The sequence below is a fragment of the Shewanella litorisediminis genome, from assembly GCF_016834455.1.
Taxonomy (GTDB): domain Bacteria; phylum Pseudomonadota; class Gammaproteobacteria; order Enterobacterales; family Shewanellaceae; genus Shewanella; species Shewanella litorisediminis.
In genome coordinates this window covers 2,100,612-2,116,533 of sequence record NZ_CP069213.1, presented here as the reverse complement: position 1 = coordinate 2,116,533, position 15,922 = coordinate 2,100,612, and the positions used below count along the sequence as shown (strand labels likewise).

Genomic DNA, 15,922 nt, shown 5'->3' with positions numbered 1-15,922 from the left:
CGGCGCGTGTTTTTATTAGGCCCATCCCATGGTTGATGGTTCGGTTAAGCAGCCACCCTCGCAGTGACAAGCCGGGCATAAGCGAGATAGCCTACCCCGAACATGATGCCAAGCACAGCGCCAACCAGATGCGACTCGGTTGCCACCCGCGCACCTATCATCTGAGTCACATCGCTGCTGGCGCCATATAGCTGCTCATAGCCAACCTTCAAACACAGGCCAATCAGCAGCAGCCAACCGGATGTGATCCCACGTTTGATGTCCATTATGGCGCCAAAGCCAAAGAAACCGTGCAATATACCGCTCAGGCCCACATACGAATGAAGGCTTGGGTAAAACAGGTACAGACCAACACCTTCACCGAGGCAAAGTATCAACAGCAGTAAAAGCAGGCCTGCGATGCGGTAATGAAAGTGATGCAGGCTTAATATGACCCAGAAGCCTGCCAGATTCATCAGCAGGTGCCAGTGATTGGTGTGCAGCAAATTGCCGCTGATAAGGCGCCAGTATTCCCCTACGCCGATGAGCTGCCTTTGCCAGTTAAGCTTCCCATCAACAGGCAAAAAATAGAGCACTGTGCACAGCAGCGTCAGCACGGCGCCAACCATCAGCAGCCGTTTGTCTATGGAAGGCAGCAGACTCGAGAGCGGCTGTAGACTCAATTGGCGGCCGTCTTATTGGCAAGTTCGGCGTTTACCGCGTCACGGTTGGAGAGGTAATCTTCAAGGCCACGGCGTCGCAGCAAGCAGGCGGGGCAGTCGCCACAGCCATCGCCACGGATACCGTTGTAGCAGGTTAGGGTCTGATTGCGTACCAGCTCAAGTTTGCCGTAACGGTCGGCCAGCGCCCAGGTTTCAGCTTTATTGAGCCACATCAGTGGTGTGCGGATTTCCAGCTTCTTGTCCATGCCAAGATTGAGTGCCTGCTCCATGGCCTTGATGAAGTCGTTACGGCAATCAGGGTAACCGGAGAAGTCGGTTTCACACACGCCGGTGATAACTGTGTCTGCGCCCAGTTGGTAAGCGTAAATGCCAGCCAGCGTTAAGAAAAGGATATTTCGACCCGGCACAAAAGTGTTGGGCAGGCCATTTTCCATCAGTTCGTGGGAAACCGGGATAGCGTCCCGGGTGAGGGCGCTGATGGCAAGTTCACCCAGCAGGGATACGTCCATGATTTTGTGGGACGCACACCCAAGCTCGTTTGCCAGTGCCTTGGCCACTTCAATTTCTTCACTGTGGCGCTGACCATAATCAAAGGTGATGGCATGCACTTCATCAAACTGCGACAGAGCCTGCACCAAACAGGTAGTGGAATCCTGACCACCACTGAAAACGACGACTGCTTTGGACATGGAAAAACCGATACTGAGTTAAACTTTTGGGGATATAGTGTATCCCAGCGGCGGTGCGGCATCAAAGCACCCTTGCAAGTGCACAGGAAAAGTTCCCTTGAATCCAACGCAAAAATCTTCTATAACACCCGGCCGTATTGAGTATCCAGTGTTTGCCCATCAGGGCATGGACAACAGCAGAGCAATTTTTGATGACCGAGTATCCCGTCAACGAAGTGTTTGAAACCATTCAGGGCGAGGGCAGCCACACCGGCCTGCCAGCTATCTTCGTGCGTCTGCAGGGTTGTCCTGTTGCCTGTCCCTGGTGCGATACCGCCCAAACCTGGGATGTACTGGAGCAAAACAAGGTGGCGCCTGCGGATGTTATTCAGGTAGATGGCAGCATTGGCCGCTGGGCCATGCATTCGGCCGCGTCCCTGGTTGATGCGTTCAATGAAAAGGGCTTTACAGCAAAACTGGTGGTTATCACCGGTGGTGAGCCTTGTATGCACGACCTGACTGACCTGACAGAAGGCTTTGAAGCGGCCGGTCTTCACTGCCAGATAGAAACCAGCGGCACCTTTGAGGTGCGCTGCTCTGACAACACCTATGTGACAGTGTCACCCAAGGTCAATATGAAAGGCGGCTACCCTGTACTGACACAGGCGCTTGAGCGTGCCAATGAAATCAAACACCCTGTGGCTACTGATGCACATATCGACGAGCTCGATGCGCTGCTTGAAGGCATAGATATCAGCAGCAAAACTGTCTGTTTGCAGCCCATCAGCCAAAAGCCCCGTGCCACCGAGCTTGCGATGAAAACCTGCATTGCCCGTAATTGGCGCCTGTCGATTCAAACTCATAAGTATTTGAATATCGATTGATTTGCTACGCGAGGTGCCTGGCCGCGGCTAAGCATCATTGAAATAGAAAAGCTCCCTCGGGAGCTTTTTTAGTTTGGGCATGGCGCAGTTCAGAGCTTGCCGCTTTCATTGAAGGCGCCAAGTGCTGCGCTTGATGCCGTGATATCGCCAATATGGGTGCTGACCCAGGCGCTGTTGTAGTAGGTATCCAGATAGCGCTCCCCCGGATCGCAAATCAGGGTCACTATGCTGCCGGTTTCGCCCCGAGCATTCATTTGTGAGGCCAGCTTGAGTGCGCCATACAGGTTGGTACCGGTAGAAGGGCCGGTTTTTCGGCCAATCAGGGACTCAAGCCAATACATGGTGGCGATGGAATCAACATCTGGCACTTTCAGCATCTCATCCACCACGCCGGGAATGAACGAAGGCTCCACTCTGGGACGGCCAATGCCTTCAATACAGCTGCCTTTCTCGCAGGTAATGCCGGCATCGCCACTTATGAAATAGTCGTAGAATACCGAGTGCTGGGGGTCAACCACCAAGAGTTTGGTGGCGAGGCGCTGATAGCGGATATAGCGGCCTATGGTGGCCGAGGTGCCGCCGGTACCGGGGCTCATCACAATCCAGCTGGGGATAGGGTGAGGTTCGCGCTCCATCTGACCAAAAATGGCATTGGCAATGTTGTTGTTACCGCGCCAGTCGGTGGCCCGTTCGGCGTAAGTGAACTGATCCATGTAGTGGCCATTCAGTTCTTTGGCGAGCTTTTCTGACTCGGCGTAAATTTCGCTGGAATGTTCCACAAAGTGGCAACGTCCGCCGTAGAACTCAATTTGCTCGATTTTGCGCTTGGCGGTGCTCTTTGGCATGACCGCTATGAAGGGTAATCCCAGCAGACGGGCGAAATAGGCCTCTGACACTGCCGTACTGCCCGATGACGACTCAATGACTGCGGTGCCTTCTTTTATCCAGCCATTACACAGCGCGTACAAAAACAGTGAGCGAGCCAGGCGATGCTTGAGACTACCGGTGGGATGGGTACTTTCGTCTTTTAAATAGATGTCGATACCTTCAAGCATCGGCAACTCAAGCTTGATCAGGTGGGTGTCGGCGCTGCGCTGAAAGTCGGCTTCGATTTTGCCGATGGCATTGGCTACCCAATTGGTGCAAATGGGAAGGCTCATGGGGAGTCCTGTGTGTTGCGATACGAGCTTGGATAATAAGCAAAATCAAGCGGATTTCACAGCATCGGGATCAAAGCCGATACAGTTAATATGTTTCTTGGGACTGGAATAATTGAATACGAGAGATGAATTTCAGTTTGAGACGGCCGCTAGGGCAGAGAAGATGGTGGAGGGAGAAGGATTCGAACCTTCGAAGGCGGAGCCGTCAGATTTACAGTCTGATCCCTTTGGCCACTCGGGAACCCCTCCATCAGGGCGTAAAGTGAAAGAAACAAGTGGTGGAGGGAGAAGGATTCGAACCTTCGAAGGCGGAGCCGTCAGATTTACAGTCTGATCCCTTTGGCCACTCGGGAACCCCTCCACAAGTTTCTTGCTTTACATTTTTTGCGTTGCTGAAGTGGTGGAGGGAGAAGGATTCGAACCTTCGAAGGCGGAGCCGTCAGATTTACAGTCTGATCCCTTTGGCCACTCGGGAACCCCTCCTCATCAGCGGCGGCAATAGTAAGCAGAATCTATTGTCATGTAAAGGCTAAATTTGCAAAAAAGGCTAAAGTTAGTCGCCGATTGGTCGATTAAATGACAACAACCTGTTTTTGTGACGTTTTTTTATGCAAATTGCTGCTGGTTTAGTCAATGAAAGCCAAGTAGGTGACCGCCTTGCCCGCGCTGTGGAAGACGGGCGCAGGGGTGACTTTGGCCTGATTTTGGCCATGTTGTCCCAGGATGCCCGTGATTTTGCAGAGTTTTGTCTATCCCCCAATGAGTCGGTTGAGCAAAGGCTGAACAAACAATTCGAACTGCCCCCTAAGCAACCCTTGATTGCCACGCCCGGCGCCGAAGACTGTATGGATAACAGCGGTGTATTCCGAACCTTTGGCAAAAAGGCGTTTCATCTGACAGAAGCCCTCTTGCCCGAGCCTTTGGTGATACGGGGTGATGTTCCTGCCGACATGCTAATTGCACTGAGTAACTGCTCTCCCACTGTGCAGCGTCGGTATTATTCGGACGAGCGTCCAGCACTACCCTCACACCAGCATTTTACCGACATACTCGAAGCGCAGCGTGCTCTGGAAAAACTCATGGAGCATCCTGACAGCCGAAATCTGATGGCCATGGTTTGACCCAACACAGGGTTTGGCGTCGCGCATTTACCTATAATTGTGGGTAATTGCACCCAATTAACCCCCAGCAGGGCTATCAGAAGGAGTTTGGCGTCATGAAGGCCATCAAAACGAATCAATCATCCAGTGTTAATGATACCTGCACCGACTGTGGAAGCTTTGTCGACATAGGTGCTGTTATAGGAGAAGAAGATACTGTTCTTACGTTAGAGCTTTCAGGCGAAGACGCCGATGTTAGAGCGCAGTACTTGCTTGATTTGGCTGTAACCCGTTTTGGCGACGTAACAGGTCAGATTGACCCCACTGACGCAGGGTTCCGCCTCAGGCTCAACTTTGACGTGGCCGCCGAAAAAATGATTTTTCAATTGGAGCAGGGTCTGTGAAAAAATTAATTGTACGCGCTGTTGCTACAAAGTAATCAGCTGATGTACAGTCGAAAACCAATAAAAAATAACAATAATTTACAATAGGGCGCACAGACGTCCGTCGTTTCCCGCACCCTGGGATTTAGGGAACTGAGTGAAAAGGCGTAAATATCAATATCTGGTCGATCAAATAGTTCACTCGGCTGCCAAGCAGCAAGGTGACTTCGAAAAAACCGCCGAACTGGCCACAGAACTCTTGTGTCAAACACTGGGGTTGTGTGATGCCAGTGTGTGGGCTTTTGATGCGCAGCTGTCAAGCCAGCATCAGGTGGCACACTTCGGAAAAAGCCGCCTCGAACCCTGTGCACGGCGCCCCACCCAAATTGCCGACTGCCCCTTGTATCTGAAAGAGCTCGAGAGCCGACGTCACATCGATGCCTTTGATGTGGCAAAAGATCCAAGACTCGTTGAGCTGGCGTCCTGCTATTTTACCCCTAACGGTATTCACTCGGCCCTTGAAGTCGCCATTAGGATAAATGGCCATATTGAAGGGGTGCTCAGCCTTGAGCGCAGCATAGGCGCACGCTGGACCGACAGCGAACTTCATATTGCAAGCCAGGTCGCAGATCAGCTGGCGCTGGCGCTGGCGACCCGTAATACCTACGACAAAGAAGAAAAATTGTCCCTGTTCAAGAGTGCGGTAGAGCAGTCTGAGCAGGTCTTTATGCTCATTAACCTGCACACCGAAGCCGTAGAGTACGTGAATAAGGCACACGGCGATATTACGGGCGTCCCCCGAGAAAAGGTTATTGGTCGCTCCTTACGGCAATTGGATTTTTTCAAGCAGCACGCGAGGCTTGGTGAAGAAGTGCTCGGGCGGGTGTGCCGTGGCCTCAGTGCCAAGGGGGAGGTGAAGCTTAAGCGTTACGATGGACGTGACTATTGGCTGAACTATCAGGCCAGCCAGTTCGTTACTGAGCGCGGTAACTATTATGTGCTGGTAACCTGCGAAGATAGTTCTGAACAGCATAACTACCAGCAGGAGTTGGAACGCCTTGCCTGGCGTTGTTCCTTGACCGGGCTGTATAACAGGCTCCATTTCAACCGGGTACTCGACAGGACTCAACAGGGCCAATTGTTGTTGGTTGATTTGGTGGGCTTTAAACGATTTAACGATACCTATGGCCACGAGCAGGGTGATGCGCTCCTTATGGAGATTGCACGGCGCCTGAGACACTTTTCTGATATCAACAAGGCTACCGAAATCGCCCGTGTAGGCAGCGATGAGTTTGCCATTTTGTTGTTGGGTGAGAAGCAAATTGCAGAAGTGGAACTCATCAGCAACCGGCTGTATCAGCATTTGTCCGCGCCGGTTCAGATTGGCCGGGAACAGGTTGATCCCAAGCCTGCGCTGGCGATTGTGGATATCGCCTCTGTCAGTAATCTAATTGCGCCTCTGACCTGTGCCGATATCGCAGTGCAGTACGCCAAGAAGAAGCAGGGCGCAGCCATCCAGATCTTCAATAATACGCTCCTCAGCGCGTTTAAAGACGATGCACAGATTGAACGTGACCTGCACTCGGCCATTCGAGGCCGGCAGTTTGAGCTTTATTATCAACCACTTCGTGATTTGCAGAACGACCGCTACACAGGCGCAGAAGCCCTTATCCGTTGGCATCATCCCAAAAAGGGCGTGCTTTATCCCGGCGCTTTCATTGATATTGCAGAACAATCGGGCCTGATCACTGCCATTGGCAGTTGGGTGCTGGAAGCCGCATGTCGGCAGCTTAACTTGTGGCAGCATCACAACCTGGATATCTCCATGCATGTGAACGTATCTGCCAGGCAGTTTTTCAGCGGTAATCTGTACGAGCAGGTGTGGCAATTGCTGACCCGCTATCGCCTCAAGCCCAAGACGCTGATTTTGGAAATTACCGAAACCGAGCTGATGGAAGATATTCGCTATGCCACCAATCTTTGCCAGGAGCTGGCGGAGCTGGGGGTGGGCCTGGCCATTGATGATTTTGGTACGGGTTACAGCTCGATGCGGTATTTGAAGCAGTTTCCCATCAGTAAGATTAAAATTGACCGCTCGTTTATCTCCGATCTCACCATCAGCCGCGAAAGCCAGGAGATTGTGAGCGCCATTATCGCCATGGCCAAGGCACTGAATCTGTCTCTGACGGCAGAAGGGGTCGAGACTCCGGAACAGGAGGCGTTTTTGGCGGCCAATCTGTGCCACCAGGCGCAGGGTTTTCTCTATAGCCCGGCATTGCGCGAGGCGGAGTTTTCGAGATTTATCGGTCAGGACAGAGTCGTCACCGTCCATTAAAAAACGCGCCCATGGGCGCGTTTTTTAATGGTGACTGCGTTATTTGCCCAAACAACACTGCTTAAGCTTTTTACCGCTGCCGCAAACACAGGGGTCATTTCTACCGGGAAGCTTTGGCGCATATTGCTTCCCTTGGGTGTAAAACCATTGACCTTGCTCGAAAACGAAGGATGAGCGCTCACACATGCCATCCAATCTGTCGTCATCCCGATACCACGCCGTGAAAAACACCTCTCCGCTCAGGTTATCAAATTGGCTGTCGTGCACCGTGAGGCCTCGCCACTGCGGGTGTGGGCCTTCGGCCAGCAGGGTTTGCGTGAGTCCATGGAGATGGCTTGGGTGGTGGGTTGCAATCAAATAATCCCACAGTTTAAGCACGAAGGCGCTGTAGCGAGATCGCATCAAGGCCTCTGGCGTGGGGGCGGATTTCTTACCGGCGTGATAGGGCTCGCAGCAGCTGTGATAGCTTCCTGGGCCACAAGGGCAGGGTGTCGACATGGTATCAAGCTCGCAATTCAGGGTTTTTTGGCCATATCGGGCGAGTTGAACCTTTGCCCGAAATAGAGTTCGCCCACAGGCTGCGTCTGATAGTAAAACTTAGGCTCTGAACGGTTGCTGGAATCGATTGACAGCAGCCAGTTGCCGTCAGCTTGTTTTCTGGAAACCGTGACAAATTTTCCTGCGTATTCGCTCACTGGTTCACCCGTATCACTGGCGGGATGGAAGCGTATGAGGTAATAGCCAACGTCGGTGACCGAATCGCCTGCGCGGCTGCGGTCTATCACCCTAAAGTCCACTTCGATGCGGGCGTTTTTACTGCGGATTTTGCCGAAAAACTTTTCATAAACGGACACAATCGCATCACGTCCACGAATGATCTCTTTGTCGTGACGCTCGGGAATATAGCAGGCACTCTCTGTATATGCCTCGCCTATCAGGGTGGCATTCAGTTTATCGAAGGCCTCGGAAAAGAGGTCATAGGTTTTATTGATGGCCAGGTCGTCTGTCGTTTGCACCTCACTGTTTGCCAAAGCAGCAAACGAGAGCACGAGGCCCATCAATATTGGAAAAATTCTCATCTGTTTGACTTAAATAACGCTATTATGAGGCAAATATAATGTATGAGAGGCCGTAACCCAAGCGGCATATCTTTACAAAGTGTGTTACTTCCAGCGTTAGAGGATAGCAGCGTGCAGCGTGAAGAACTGGATCTGTTTATGGCAGAAATGGCTGATGTGACCCCGCTTAAAGAGGCTGACAGACACCATTTTCTGCAAAGTAGCTGTGATGATGAGGCGGCGAGAATACGTCGTCAGGCCGCCGACAGCGACGAGCGACTTGAATGGTTACCGGTAAATCCGGCTGAGCTTGTGCGCGTCAAAGGGGACGAGGTGGTCAGTTTCAACCGCGAAGGCGTGCAAGAGGCGGTATTAAAGCAATTGCGATTAGGCCGTTATGAAGCCAAAGTCAGGCACGATTTTCGCGGTTTGAAATTAAAAGAGGCAAGAGAGGTGCTGCTTGGTCTGATTGATTCAGCGCTCTTTCGCGGCGACCGGAATCTTCTGCTTATTCCCGGAAAAGGTTTAGGTAATCAGCCATTCGAAGCCCTGATGAAATCTGCCCTTTGTACCTGGCTGACCCGTCTTGAGGATGTCAGTGCGTATCACTCGGCAATAAAAGAAGAAGGGGGCACTGGCGCCCTGTATGTGATGTTGCGTAAGTCAGATGCGGCAAAGGTGCATAGCCGGGAAACCAATCGCAAGGGAGCGCGTCGCTGAATGGTCTGTCATGTTGGCGGTAAACCATCGCCAATTGACAATAGAACGCTTGATTAACAATCAAAAGCCCGGTTAAAAACCGGGCTTTTGCTTTGTCCAACACAGGTGAGCCTGTCGCGACTTCCCTCTCTCACACTCCTGAGATTGGAAGGAGCCTAACCCCAGCTGGAGTCTGTCAATAGATTACCAACCACACTGGCGGTTGGCGCTGGAGTTTTGCTCATCGAGCCAGGTTTTCAGCGGGGCAAAGTAGTCAAGTACTGCGCTGGCATCCATTTCCTGTTTGCCTGTGACCACGGCCAGAGCCTCGGGCCAGGGCTTACTTGAGCCCATTTCCAACATCTGATTGAGTTTTGCGCCAGCGTCTGTATTGCCGTAAATGGAGCAGCGGTGCACTGGGCCCTTGTCACCGGCTACGTCGCACAGTGAGCGGTGGAACTGGAACTGCAGAATGTGTGCGAGGAAGTAACGGGTGTAAGGCACATTGCCCGGCACATGGTACTTGGCACCCGGGTCGAAATCGGCCTCGGTACGCTCCACCGGAGCCATCACGCCCTGATACTTGAGGCGCAGATCCCACCATGCCTGGTTGTAGTTGGCCGGTGTGATTTCACCGCTGAATACCTTCCAGCGCCACTGATCAATCATCAGGCCAAATGGCAGGAAGGCCACCTTGTCCAGGGCTTGTTTGAGCAAAAGACCTATGTCTTTTGAGGCATCGGGAACCGTCTCGAGCAGACCAATCTGTTGCAGATACTTGGGGGTGATGGACAGGGCTACCGTGTCACCAATGGCTTCATGGAAGCCATCGTTGGCACTGTTTTTAAAGATAAAAGGCTGGTTTTTGTAAGCACGCTGATAAAAGTTATGGCCCAGTTCGTGGTGAATAACGGTAAAGTCTTCAGCGGTTTTCTGAATACACATCTTGATACGGATGTCATCCTCGTTGTCCAGATCCCAGGCTGAAGCGTGACAGACTACATCACGGTCTTTAGGCTGAACAAAGAGTGAACGGCTCCAGAAGGTATCAGGCAGCTTGTCAAAACCCAGAGAGGTAAAGAAGCTCTCAGCCTGCTCTACCATCCTGTGCTCGTCGTAACCCTGCTTGGCGAGCAGTTCAGTCACGTCATAGCCCGGGTCCGCATCTTTTGGCGCCACCAACGGATAAATGGTGCCCCATTGCTGAGCCCACATATTACCCAGCAGGTGAGCCGGAATGGGGCCGGTTTTGGGGACGACTTCGTCACCGTACTGCTGATTCAATTCGCCCCGCACATAACAATGAAGCGAATCATAAAGGGGTTTTACCTGGCCCCAGAGACGGTCAAGCTCAGTTGAAAAGGCATCAGGCGCCATATCGTACTGGCTTCGCCACAGCTCGGATAAATTGGCGAAGCCAAGGTCTTTGGCTCCTTCGTTGGCCAGTACCACTTCGCGTTCAAACAGCGGGCGCATGGGTTTGGCAATCTCACGCCAGCCCGCCCAGATTTCTTTGAGCAGCGCAGGGTCACGGGACTCGGCCATCAGGGCAGACAGCTCTGGCTGCGTCAGGCAGCGGTCATCTGCCAAACAATATTTACCTTTACCATAAAGGCCGTTGAGCTCGGCAACGATACCGGCAAGCTCCGCATTTTTGGCAGGGTCGAGTGGAGAGGGCAGCACAATAGCGCTTCTCAGCATGTTGAGCTTACGGGCGTTAACCGCATCCAACTCAACATCGGCGAATTTGGCGGCTTCTGTGGCTAAACGGACGTAGGTGGCGGTTACCTTTTCATTTACAGCCGCCGACAAGGAGGCGGTGTCTTCGGTAATAAAGTTGCTGTATATCCACTCGGCTCTGTTGGCTTCGAGCGAGAGCGCAGCAAGTTCAGCTTCGGCCTTGTTGATAAAATCAATTGCATCCTGGCTGGATACCCTGGCTGCGACCTCTGGGGTTGCGGGTGTGTCTTTATGAACGCTGGAAGACTTTTGGTCGTCCTGGCAGGCACTCAAACCGAGTGCAAGGGCTACACCCAAGGCCAGTTTGGCGGGGCGTAACAATGTATGAGTCATTGCTTGGGTCATTTGGTTGCATCCTTGTTATTATCGAACGGCAAAAGTCTAACGAGCAGCGGCATAAATTACTATGTGAATTCAAACTTAATCCCGCACAATGTAAACACCTGTTCAGATTTCGTTTGACAAGGCTTTTACCTATGATTAATTTAAACGAGTGTTTTAAATTAATCATAGGTCACGGAATGGCGAATCGATCCGACACCAAAACCCGAATTCTTGATGCCGCCGAAAAGTTGTTTGCGGAGCGGGGCTTCTCAGAAACCTCCCTGAGGCTTATTACCAGTAAGGCAGAAGTAAACCTTGCCTCGGTCAACTACCACTTCGGCTCCAAAAAAGAGCTAATCCGTGCCGTGCTGGCCCGTTACCTCGACGTCTTTATGCCTGGCGCATCCACAGAGCTGACAAAGCTCGCGCAAAGCAGTGAAAATGCCTCCCTGGAGACCATTTTTTCTGCCCTGGTAAGGCCGCTTTTGGATCTTAACAAGGTTCGAACCGAAGGGACCCGCATTTTTCTGCAGCTCCTTGGTCGTGGCTATATCGAAAGCCAGGGCCATCTGCGCTGGTTTATTACTACCCATTACGGTGAACATCTGGACCGTTTTGTTCAGGTCGTCAGCCAAAGTGCTCCCCATATACCGCCAGCAGAAATGTTTTGGCGTCTGCACTTCACCCTGGGGACAGTCGTCTTCACCATGGCATCTTCCGATGCCCTGATGGAAATTGCTGAAGCCGACTTCAAAGAGCAGAACGATATAGAGTCTGTTATCCGTAAAGTCATTCCCTATATGGCCGCCGGCGTTGCCGTGCCGGTCAGCAAGGCATAACAGGAGTATTTGCCATGACCTTCTTGTTGTTATTGTTAATCGCGGCGTTGGTAGTGCTGTTTGCGGTGAAAGATTTACGGATGAAGTTTATCACTCAGCCGGTTTTTGCCTTTTTTAAACGGGTTTTGCCGCCCCTTTCTGACACTGAGCGCGAAGCCATGGAAGCCGGCGATGTGTGGTGGGAAGGGGAGCTGTTCCGGGGTAAACCCAATTGGGAAACCTTGCATGCCTATGGCAAGCCAACCTTGTCAGCCGAGGAAAAAGAGTTTCTCGATAACCAGGTGATGACGGCGTTGTCGATGATTGATGACTTCGACATTGTGCATAACCGCAAGGACTTGCCCCCCGAACTGTGGGACTACTTCAAAAAAGAAGGCTTCTTTGCTCTGATCATTCCCAAGAAATACGGTGGTAAAGCGTTTTCGGCCTATGCCAACTCCACTATTGTCGCCAAGCTGGCCAGTCGCAGTGTGAGTGCAGCTGTTACCGTGATGGTGCCTAACTCTCTTGGCCCGGGCGAGCTGTTGACCCACTACGGTACCAAAGAGCAAAAAGAACGCTGGTTGCCTGCGCTTGCAAATGGTGATGAGATCCCTTGTTTCGCCTTGACCGGCCCTGAAGCTGGTTCAGATGCAGGCGCCATTCCCGATGTGGGCGTGGTGAAAAAGGGAGAGTTCAACGGTGAAGAGGTTCTGGGCATTGAACTGACCTGGGACAAACGCTATATCACACTGGCGCCTGTCGCCACTGTGCTAGGTCTGGCTTTCCAAATGAAAGATCCTGACGGCCTGCTTGGTGATAAAAAGCACATAGGTATTACCTGTGCGCTCATTCCAACCAGTCATCCCGGTGTTGAAATTGGTAATCGCCACAATCCGTTGAATATGGCCTTTATGAATGGCACCACCCGTGGCGGTAAAGTATTCATCCCACTGGATTGGATAATTGGTGGCCCTCAATATGCCGGTAAAGGCTGGCGTATGCTGGTTGAATGTTTGTCTGCCGGCCGCGGTATTTCGCTGCCTGCACTGGCCACCGCATCAGGGCATGTCACCACCAAAACTACCACAGCGTATAGCTATGTGCGTAAACAGTTTGGTATGTCCATTGGACACTTTGAAGGTGTTCAGGAAGCGCTGGCCCGCATTATAGGCAACACCTATCAGTTGGAAGCGGCAAGACGCCTCACTACCACGGGTATTGACCTCAAGGTCAAACCTTCTGTGGTCACCGCGATTGCCAAGTACCATATGACTGAGATGGGCAGGGCTGTGATGGACGATGCCATGGATATCCAGTCAGGCAAGGGTATTCAGCTCGGTCCAAAAAATTATCTGGGTCATGCCTATATGGCCAATCCAATCTCCATCACCGTGGAAGGGGCCAATATCCTGACCCGCAGCCTGATGATTTTCGGACAGGGCGCCACACGCTGCCATCCCTATGTACTGGCCGAAATGGAAACGGCAGGAATGGAGGATATCGACGCAGCACTGGAGCGCTTCGACGATTTGCTGCTCGGCCACATGGGTTACGCGACCCGCAATGCCTTCGCAAGTCTGTTCTCTGCGCTGACCGGCAGCCGTTTTGCACAGTCACCGGTCAGTGGTGATACCAAGCGTTATTATCAGCACATGGGCCGCATGTCGGCAGCGTTGGCCATTATGACCGACATGGCCATGCTTATCCTGGGTGGTGAACTTAAGCGCCGCGAAATGCTCTCAGCCCGTTTGGGTGATGTGTTGTCTGAGCTTTATCTGGCGTCTGCTACGCTGAAGCTTTTCGAGGACAATGGCCGTCAGCATGATGATTTGCCCACTGTGCACTACGTGATGCAAACCCGTCTGATGAAAGCTGCCAAGGCGCTGGAAGATGCACTGAGAAACTTCCCGCTGCGTCCGGTTGGCTGGTTGCTGCGCGCACTGGTGTTCCCGCTTGGTAACCACTTCAATGGCCCGTCTGACAAACTGTCGACTCAGGTTGTGGAAGCCATGCTCAAACCCGGACCTGCCCGTGACCGTCTGACCTTCCTCTGCCCATCATTCGATGGCGACAAGGGCGGCATCGCCGAAGTGGAAGAAGCCTTCCTGGCACAGTACGAGTGTCGCAGCATATACAAAAAGCTGCGCGGAGCACAAAAAGAAGGCAAGTTGAAAGGTAAAGGCATTACTGCAGTGTTGCTGAGCCAAGCGGTTGAACAAGGCGTTATCACTCAGGATGAGCATGACAAACTTCTTGAGGCTGACAAACTGCGCCTGGCCGCTATCAACGTTGATGAGTTCAGTGCGTTGTAGGGTTATAGCCATACGGGTGGATTTGCGCCTTAACAACGCAGTAAAACCAGTCTGAGGTACATAAAAAGGTACGCAAATGCGTACCTTTTTTATTGGAATAGCAGAGCGTTTGGGGCGGGGAGAAAGAACTCCCCGGGAAAGGCTGACAAAAAATAACCCGGCACAGGCCGGGTTATCAGACAAGATGGCAAACCATCTATTACGGCAGAATAAGCACCTTACAGGTGTTGGTGCCACCGATGGTTTCCATGGCATCACCCTTGGTCATCAGCACCATGTCACCGCTGCCGAGATAGCCGGCTGCTCGTACGGCTTCCAGAGCCTGGGCTGCGACTTCATCGGCTCTGAAGGCCGTGGAGTCGAAATACACAGGCTGAACGCCACGGTACAGGGCCATTTTCGCCAGCGTGGTTGAATGGCGTGACAAGGCGATGATTGGCAAAGATGAACTGATACGACTCATCAGCTGGGCAGTGGCACCGGACTCGGTCAGAGCGATAATGGCTTTTACGCCATCCAGGTGGTTAGCCGCATACATGGTCGAGAGTGCGATGGTTTCCTCAACGGAGGTAAAACGCTCATCCATACGGTGCTTGGAAACTTTAACGCTTGGGTGAGACTCTGCGCCCACGCACACGTTGGCCATGGCGCGCACGGTTTCTTCAGGGAAGTCACCGGCAGCGGTTTCGGCTGACAGCATGACCGCATCCGTGCCATCGAGCACGGCGTTCGCGACGTCCATGACTTCGGCACGGGTTGGCATTGGGCTGGTGATCATAGACTCCATCATCTGGGTTGCAGTGATCACCACGCGATTGAGCTGACGTGAACGGCTGATGAGTTTCTTTTGAACCGCCACCAGCGCGGCGTCACCAATTTCAACACCCAGGTCGCCACGGGCAACCATCACAGCATCAGATGCCAGGATAACGTCGTCCATGGCTTCTTCGGTGGCAACGGCTTCCGCGCGTTCAACCTTGGCAACAATCATGGCGTTGGAACCTGCTGCTTTGGCCAGATCCCTTGCATAGTTGAGGTCCGCACCACTGCGTGGGAAAGACACGGCCAAATAATCAACATTAATGCGGGCAGCAGTGATGATGTCGGCCTTGTCTTTTTCTGTCAGTGCGGCAGCAGACAAGCCACCACCTTTCTTGTTGATGCCCTTGTTGTTGGACAGGGGACCAGCCACAGTCACAGTGGTAAACACCTTACGGCCTTCAACGCGCTCTACTTTAAGCTGAACACGACCATCGTCGAGCATCAGAATATCGCCAATGCTAACGTCGTCTGGCAGCTCTTTATAGTCGATACCCACCTGAGTTTCGTCGCCTTCGCCCTTGCCCAGCTCCGCATCCAGGATAAATTCCTGACCTAAGGCCAACTGAACTTTACGGTTGTCTTTAAAGGTGGAAACACGGATTTTGGGACCCTGGAGATCGCCCAGGATGGCGACATGTACGCCAAGCTCTTTGGCAATCGCGCGGGTGCGGGTTGCACGCTCGAGATGATCTTCTGGGGAACCATGGGAGAAGTTGAGTCTGACTACGTTAGCACCAGCCGCGATAATGCGGCGCAGGTTATCGTCACGGTCTGTGGCTGGGCCAAGGGTAGTAACGATTTTGGTTCTGCGGAACATGAGTTACTCCGTTAAGTTTCAAGTTAATCTGAAGACTATATTAACAGACATTGGCGCATTATGTAGGAAAGTTACAAACAAAATGATCTATCTCAAGCTTTTTATTTTTGTGAGAAACCGCCGGTTTTCGGCGGGTA

14 protein-coding genes and 3 tRNA genes are annotated in these 15,922 nt (G+C 52.3%); 7 read left to right on the top strand and 10 right to left on the bottom strand.

The genetic code is table 11. The annotated features are described in order from the left end of the window. Window positions 1–44: 44 nt before the first annotated feature. Window positions 45–608: a rhombosortase gene (gene rrtA, locus JQC75_RS09245; protein WP_203327185.1), complete on the bottom strand. Its 564-nt coding sequence runs from the start codon at window positions 606–608 to the stop codon at window positions 45–47. A 50-nt stretch (window positions 609–658) separates the two neighbouring features. Next, on the bottom strand, window positions 659–1,351 hold the full coding sequence (gene queC / locus JQC75_RS09240) for a 7-cyano-7-deazaguanine synthase QueC (RefSeq protein ID WP_203327072.1): 693 nt from the start codon (window positions 1,349–1,351) through the stop codon (window positions 659–661). A 191-nt stretch (window positions 1,352–1,542) separates the two neighbouring features. On the opposite strand from queC, the gene queE reads away from it, so the two are divergent. Continuing rightward, entirely contained in the window at window positions 1,543–2,214 is a 672-nt protein-coding gene (queE, locus tag JQC75_RS09235; protein ID WP_203327071.1) for a 7-carboxy-7-deazaguanine synthase QueE, read from the top strand. Between the two features lie 89 nt (window positions 2,215–2,303). Here queE and JQC75_RS09230 read toward each other — a convergent pair whose 3' ends face one another. The 4 genes from JQC75_RS09230 to JQC75_RS09215 form a co-directional block, all read right to left on the bottom strand. Next, window positions 2,304–3,374, bottom strand: a complete 1,071-nt coding sequence (locus tag JQC75_RS09230) for a PLP-dependent cysteine synthase family protein (RefSeq protein ID WP_239002124.1) — start codon at window positions 3,372–3,374, stop codon at window positions 2,304–2,306. Between the two features lie 164 nt (window positions 3,375–3,538). Continuing rightward, a tRNA-Tyr gene (locus JQC75_RS09225) sits at window positions 3,539–3,623 on the bottom strand. A 27-nt stretch (window positions 3,624–3,650) separates the two neighbouring features. Continuing rightward, window positions 3,651–3,735 (bottom strand) — tRNA-Tyr (locus tag JQC75_RS09220). 37 nt (window positions 3,736–3,772) lie between these two features. After that, a tRNA-Tyr gene (locus tag JQC75_RS09215) sits at window positions 3,773–3,857 on the bottom strand. Between the two features lie 125 nt (window positions 3,858–3,982). Here JQC75_RS09215 and JQC75_RS09210 point away from each other — a divergent pair. The 3 genes from JQC75_RS09210 to JQC75_RS09200 all read left to right on the top strand — a co-directional run bounded on the left by JQC75_RS09210 (window position 3,983) and on the right by JQC75_RS09200 (window position 7,192). After that, the gene (locus tag JQC75_RS09210) at window positions 3,983–4,495 is read left to right on the top strand and encodes a VC2046/SO_2500 family protein (RefSeq protein ID WP_203327070.1); all 513 of its coding nucleotides are present in this window, start codon (window positions 3,983–3,985) and stop codon (window positions 4,493–4,495) included. Window positions 4,496–4,590: 95 nt separating this feature from the next. Continuing rightward, on the top strand, window positions 4,591–4,878 hold the full coding sequence (locus JQC75_RS09205) for a DUF406 family protein (protein WP_203327069.1): 288 nt from the start codon (window positions 4,591–4,593) through the stop codon (window positions 4,876–4,878). 136 nt (window positions 4,879–5,014) lie between these two features. After that, a complete protein-coding gene (locus tag JQC75_RS09200) occupies window positions 5,015–7,192 on the top strand; it encodes a putative bifunctional diguanylate cyclase/phosphodiesterase (RefSeq protein ID WP_203327068.1) in 2,178 nt (725 codons plus the stop codon). Window positions 7,193–7,231: 39 nt separating this feature from the next. Here JQC75_RS09200 and JQC75_RS09195 read toward each other — a convergent pair whose 3' ends face one another. Together JQC75_RS09195 and JQC75_RS09190 are read right to left on the bottom strand one after the other, a co-directional pair. Further along, window positions 7,232–7,690 carry a YchJ family protein gene (locus JQC75_RS09195; protein ID WP_203327067.1) on the bottom strand — a complete coding sequence of 153 codons (459 nt, stop codon included), beginning with the start codon at window positions 7,688–7,690 and terminating at the stop codon, window positions 7,232–7,234. Window positions 7,691–7,707: 17 nt separating this feature from the next. Beyond that, the gene (locus tag JQC75_RS09190) at window positions 7,708–8,271 is read right to left on the bottom strand and encodes a YybH family protein (RefSeq protein WP_203327066.1); all 564 of its coding nucleotides are present in this window, start codon (window positions 8,269–8,271) and stop codon (window positions 7,708–7,710) included. A 111-nt stretch (window positions 8,272–8,382) separates the two neighbouring features. Between JQC75_RS09190 and JQC75_RS09185 the strand changes: the two genes are divergently transcribed. Then, complete coding sequence (locus JQC75_RS09185) at window positions 8,383–8,970, top strand: Smr/MutS family protein (RefSeq protein ID WP_203327065.1); 588 nt, start codon at window positions 8,383–8,385, stop codon at window positions 8,968–8,970. A 183-nt stretch (window positions 8,971–9,153) separates the two neighbouring features. Here JQC75_RS09185 and JQC75_RS09180 read toward each other — a convergent pair whose 3' ends face one another. Beyond that, a complete protein-coding gene (locus tag JQC75_RS09180; protein ID WP_203327064.1) occupies window positions 9,154–11,022 on the bottom strand; it encodes a M2 family metallopeptidase in 1,869 nt (622 codons plus the stop codon). A gap of 188 nt (window positions 11,023–11,210) precedes the next feature. Between JQC75_RS09180 and psrA the strand changes: the two genes are divergently transcribed. Next, complete coding sequence (gene psrA, locus JQC75_RS09175; protein WP_203327063.1) at window positions 11,211–11,852, top strand: TetR family transcriptional repressor PsrA; 642 nt, start codon at window positions 11,211–11,213, stop codon at window positions 11,850–11,852. A gap of 14 nt (window positions 11,853–11,866) precedes the next feature. Beyond that, window positions 11,867–14,146, top strand: a complete 2,280-nt coding sequence (locus JQC75_RS09170; RefSeq protein WP_203327062.1) for an acyl-CoA dehydrogenase — start codon at window positions 11,867–11,869, stop codon at window positions 14,144–14,146. A 199-nt stretch (window positions 14,147–14,345) separates the two neighbouring features. Here the strand turns inward: JQC75_RS09170 and pyk are convergent, their stop codons facing one another. Next, entirely contained in the window at window positions 14,346–15,785 is a 1,440-nt protein-coding gene (pyk, locus tag JQC75_RS09165; RefSeq protein ID WP_203327061.1) for a pyruvate kinase, read from the bottom strand. Window positions 15,786–15,922: the final 137 nt, after the last annotated feature.

Coding starts and splice junctions, on each gene's coding strand:
- rrtA (WP_203327185.1), bottom strand. CDS start 608: ATGGTTGGCGCCGTGCTGACGCTGCTGTGCACAGTGCTCTATTTTTTG.
- queC (WP_203327072.1), bottom strand. CDS start 1,351: ATGTCCAAAGCAGTCGTCGTTTTCAGTGGTGGTCAGGATTCCACTACC.
- queE (WP_203327071.1), top strand. CDS start 1,543: ATGACCGAGTATCCCGTCAACGAAGTGTTTGAAACCATTCAGGGCGAG.
- JQC75_RS09230 (WP_239002124.1), bottom strand. CDS start 3,374: ATGAGCCTTCCCATTTGCACCAATTGGGTAGCCAATGCCATCGGCAAA.
- JQC75_RS09210 (WP_203327070.1), top strand. CDS start 3,983: ATGCAAATTGCTGCTGGTTTAGTCAATGAAAGCCAAGTAGGTGACCGC.
- JQC75_RS09205 (WP_203327069.1), top strand. CDS start 4,591: ATGAAGGCCATCAAAACGAATCAATCATCCAGTGTTAATGATACCTGC.
- JQC75_RS09195 (WP_203327067.1), bottom strand. CDS start 7,690: ATGTCGACACCCTGCCCTTGTGGCCCAGGAAGCTATCACAGCTGCTGC.
- JQC75_RS09190 (WP_203327066.1), bottom strand. CDS start 8,271: ATGAGAATTTTTCCAATATTGATGGGCCTCGTGCTCTCGTTTGCTGCT.
- JQC75_RS09180 (WP_203327064.1), bottom strand. CDS start 11,022: ATGACTCATACATTGTTACGCCCCGCCAAACTGGCCTTGGGTGTAGCC.
- psrA (WP_203327063.1), top strand. CDS start 11,211: ATGGCGAATCGATCCGACACCAAAACCCGAATTCTTGATGCCGCCGAA.
- JQC75_RS09170 (WP_203327062.1), top strand. CDS start 11,867: ATGACCTTCTTGTTGTTATTGTTAATCGCGGCGTTGGTAGTGCTGTTT.
- pyk (WP_203327061.1), bottom strand. CDS start 15,785: ATGTTCCGCAGAACCAAAATCGTTACTACCCTTGGCCCAGCCACAGAC.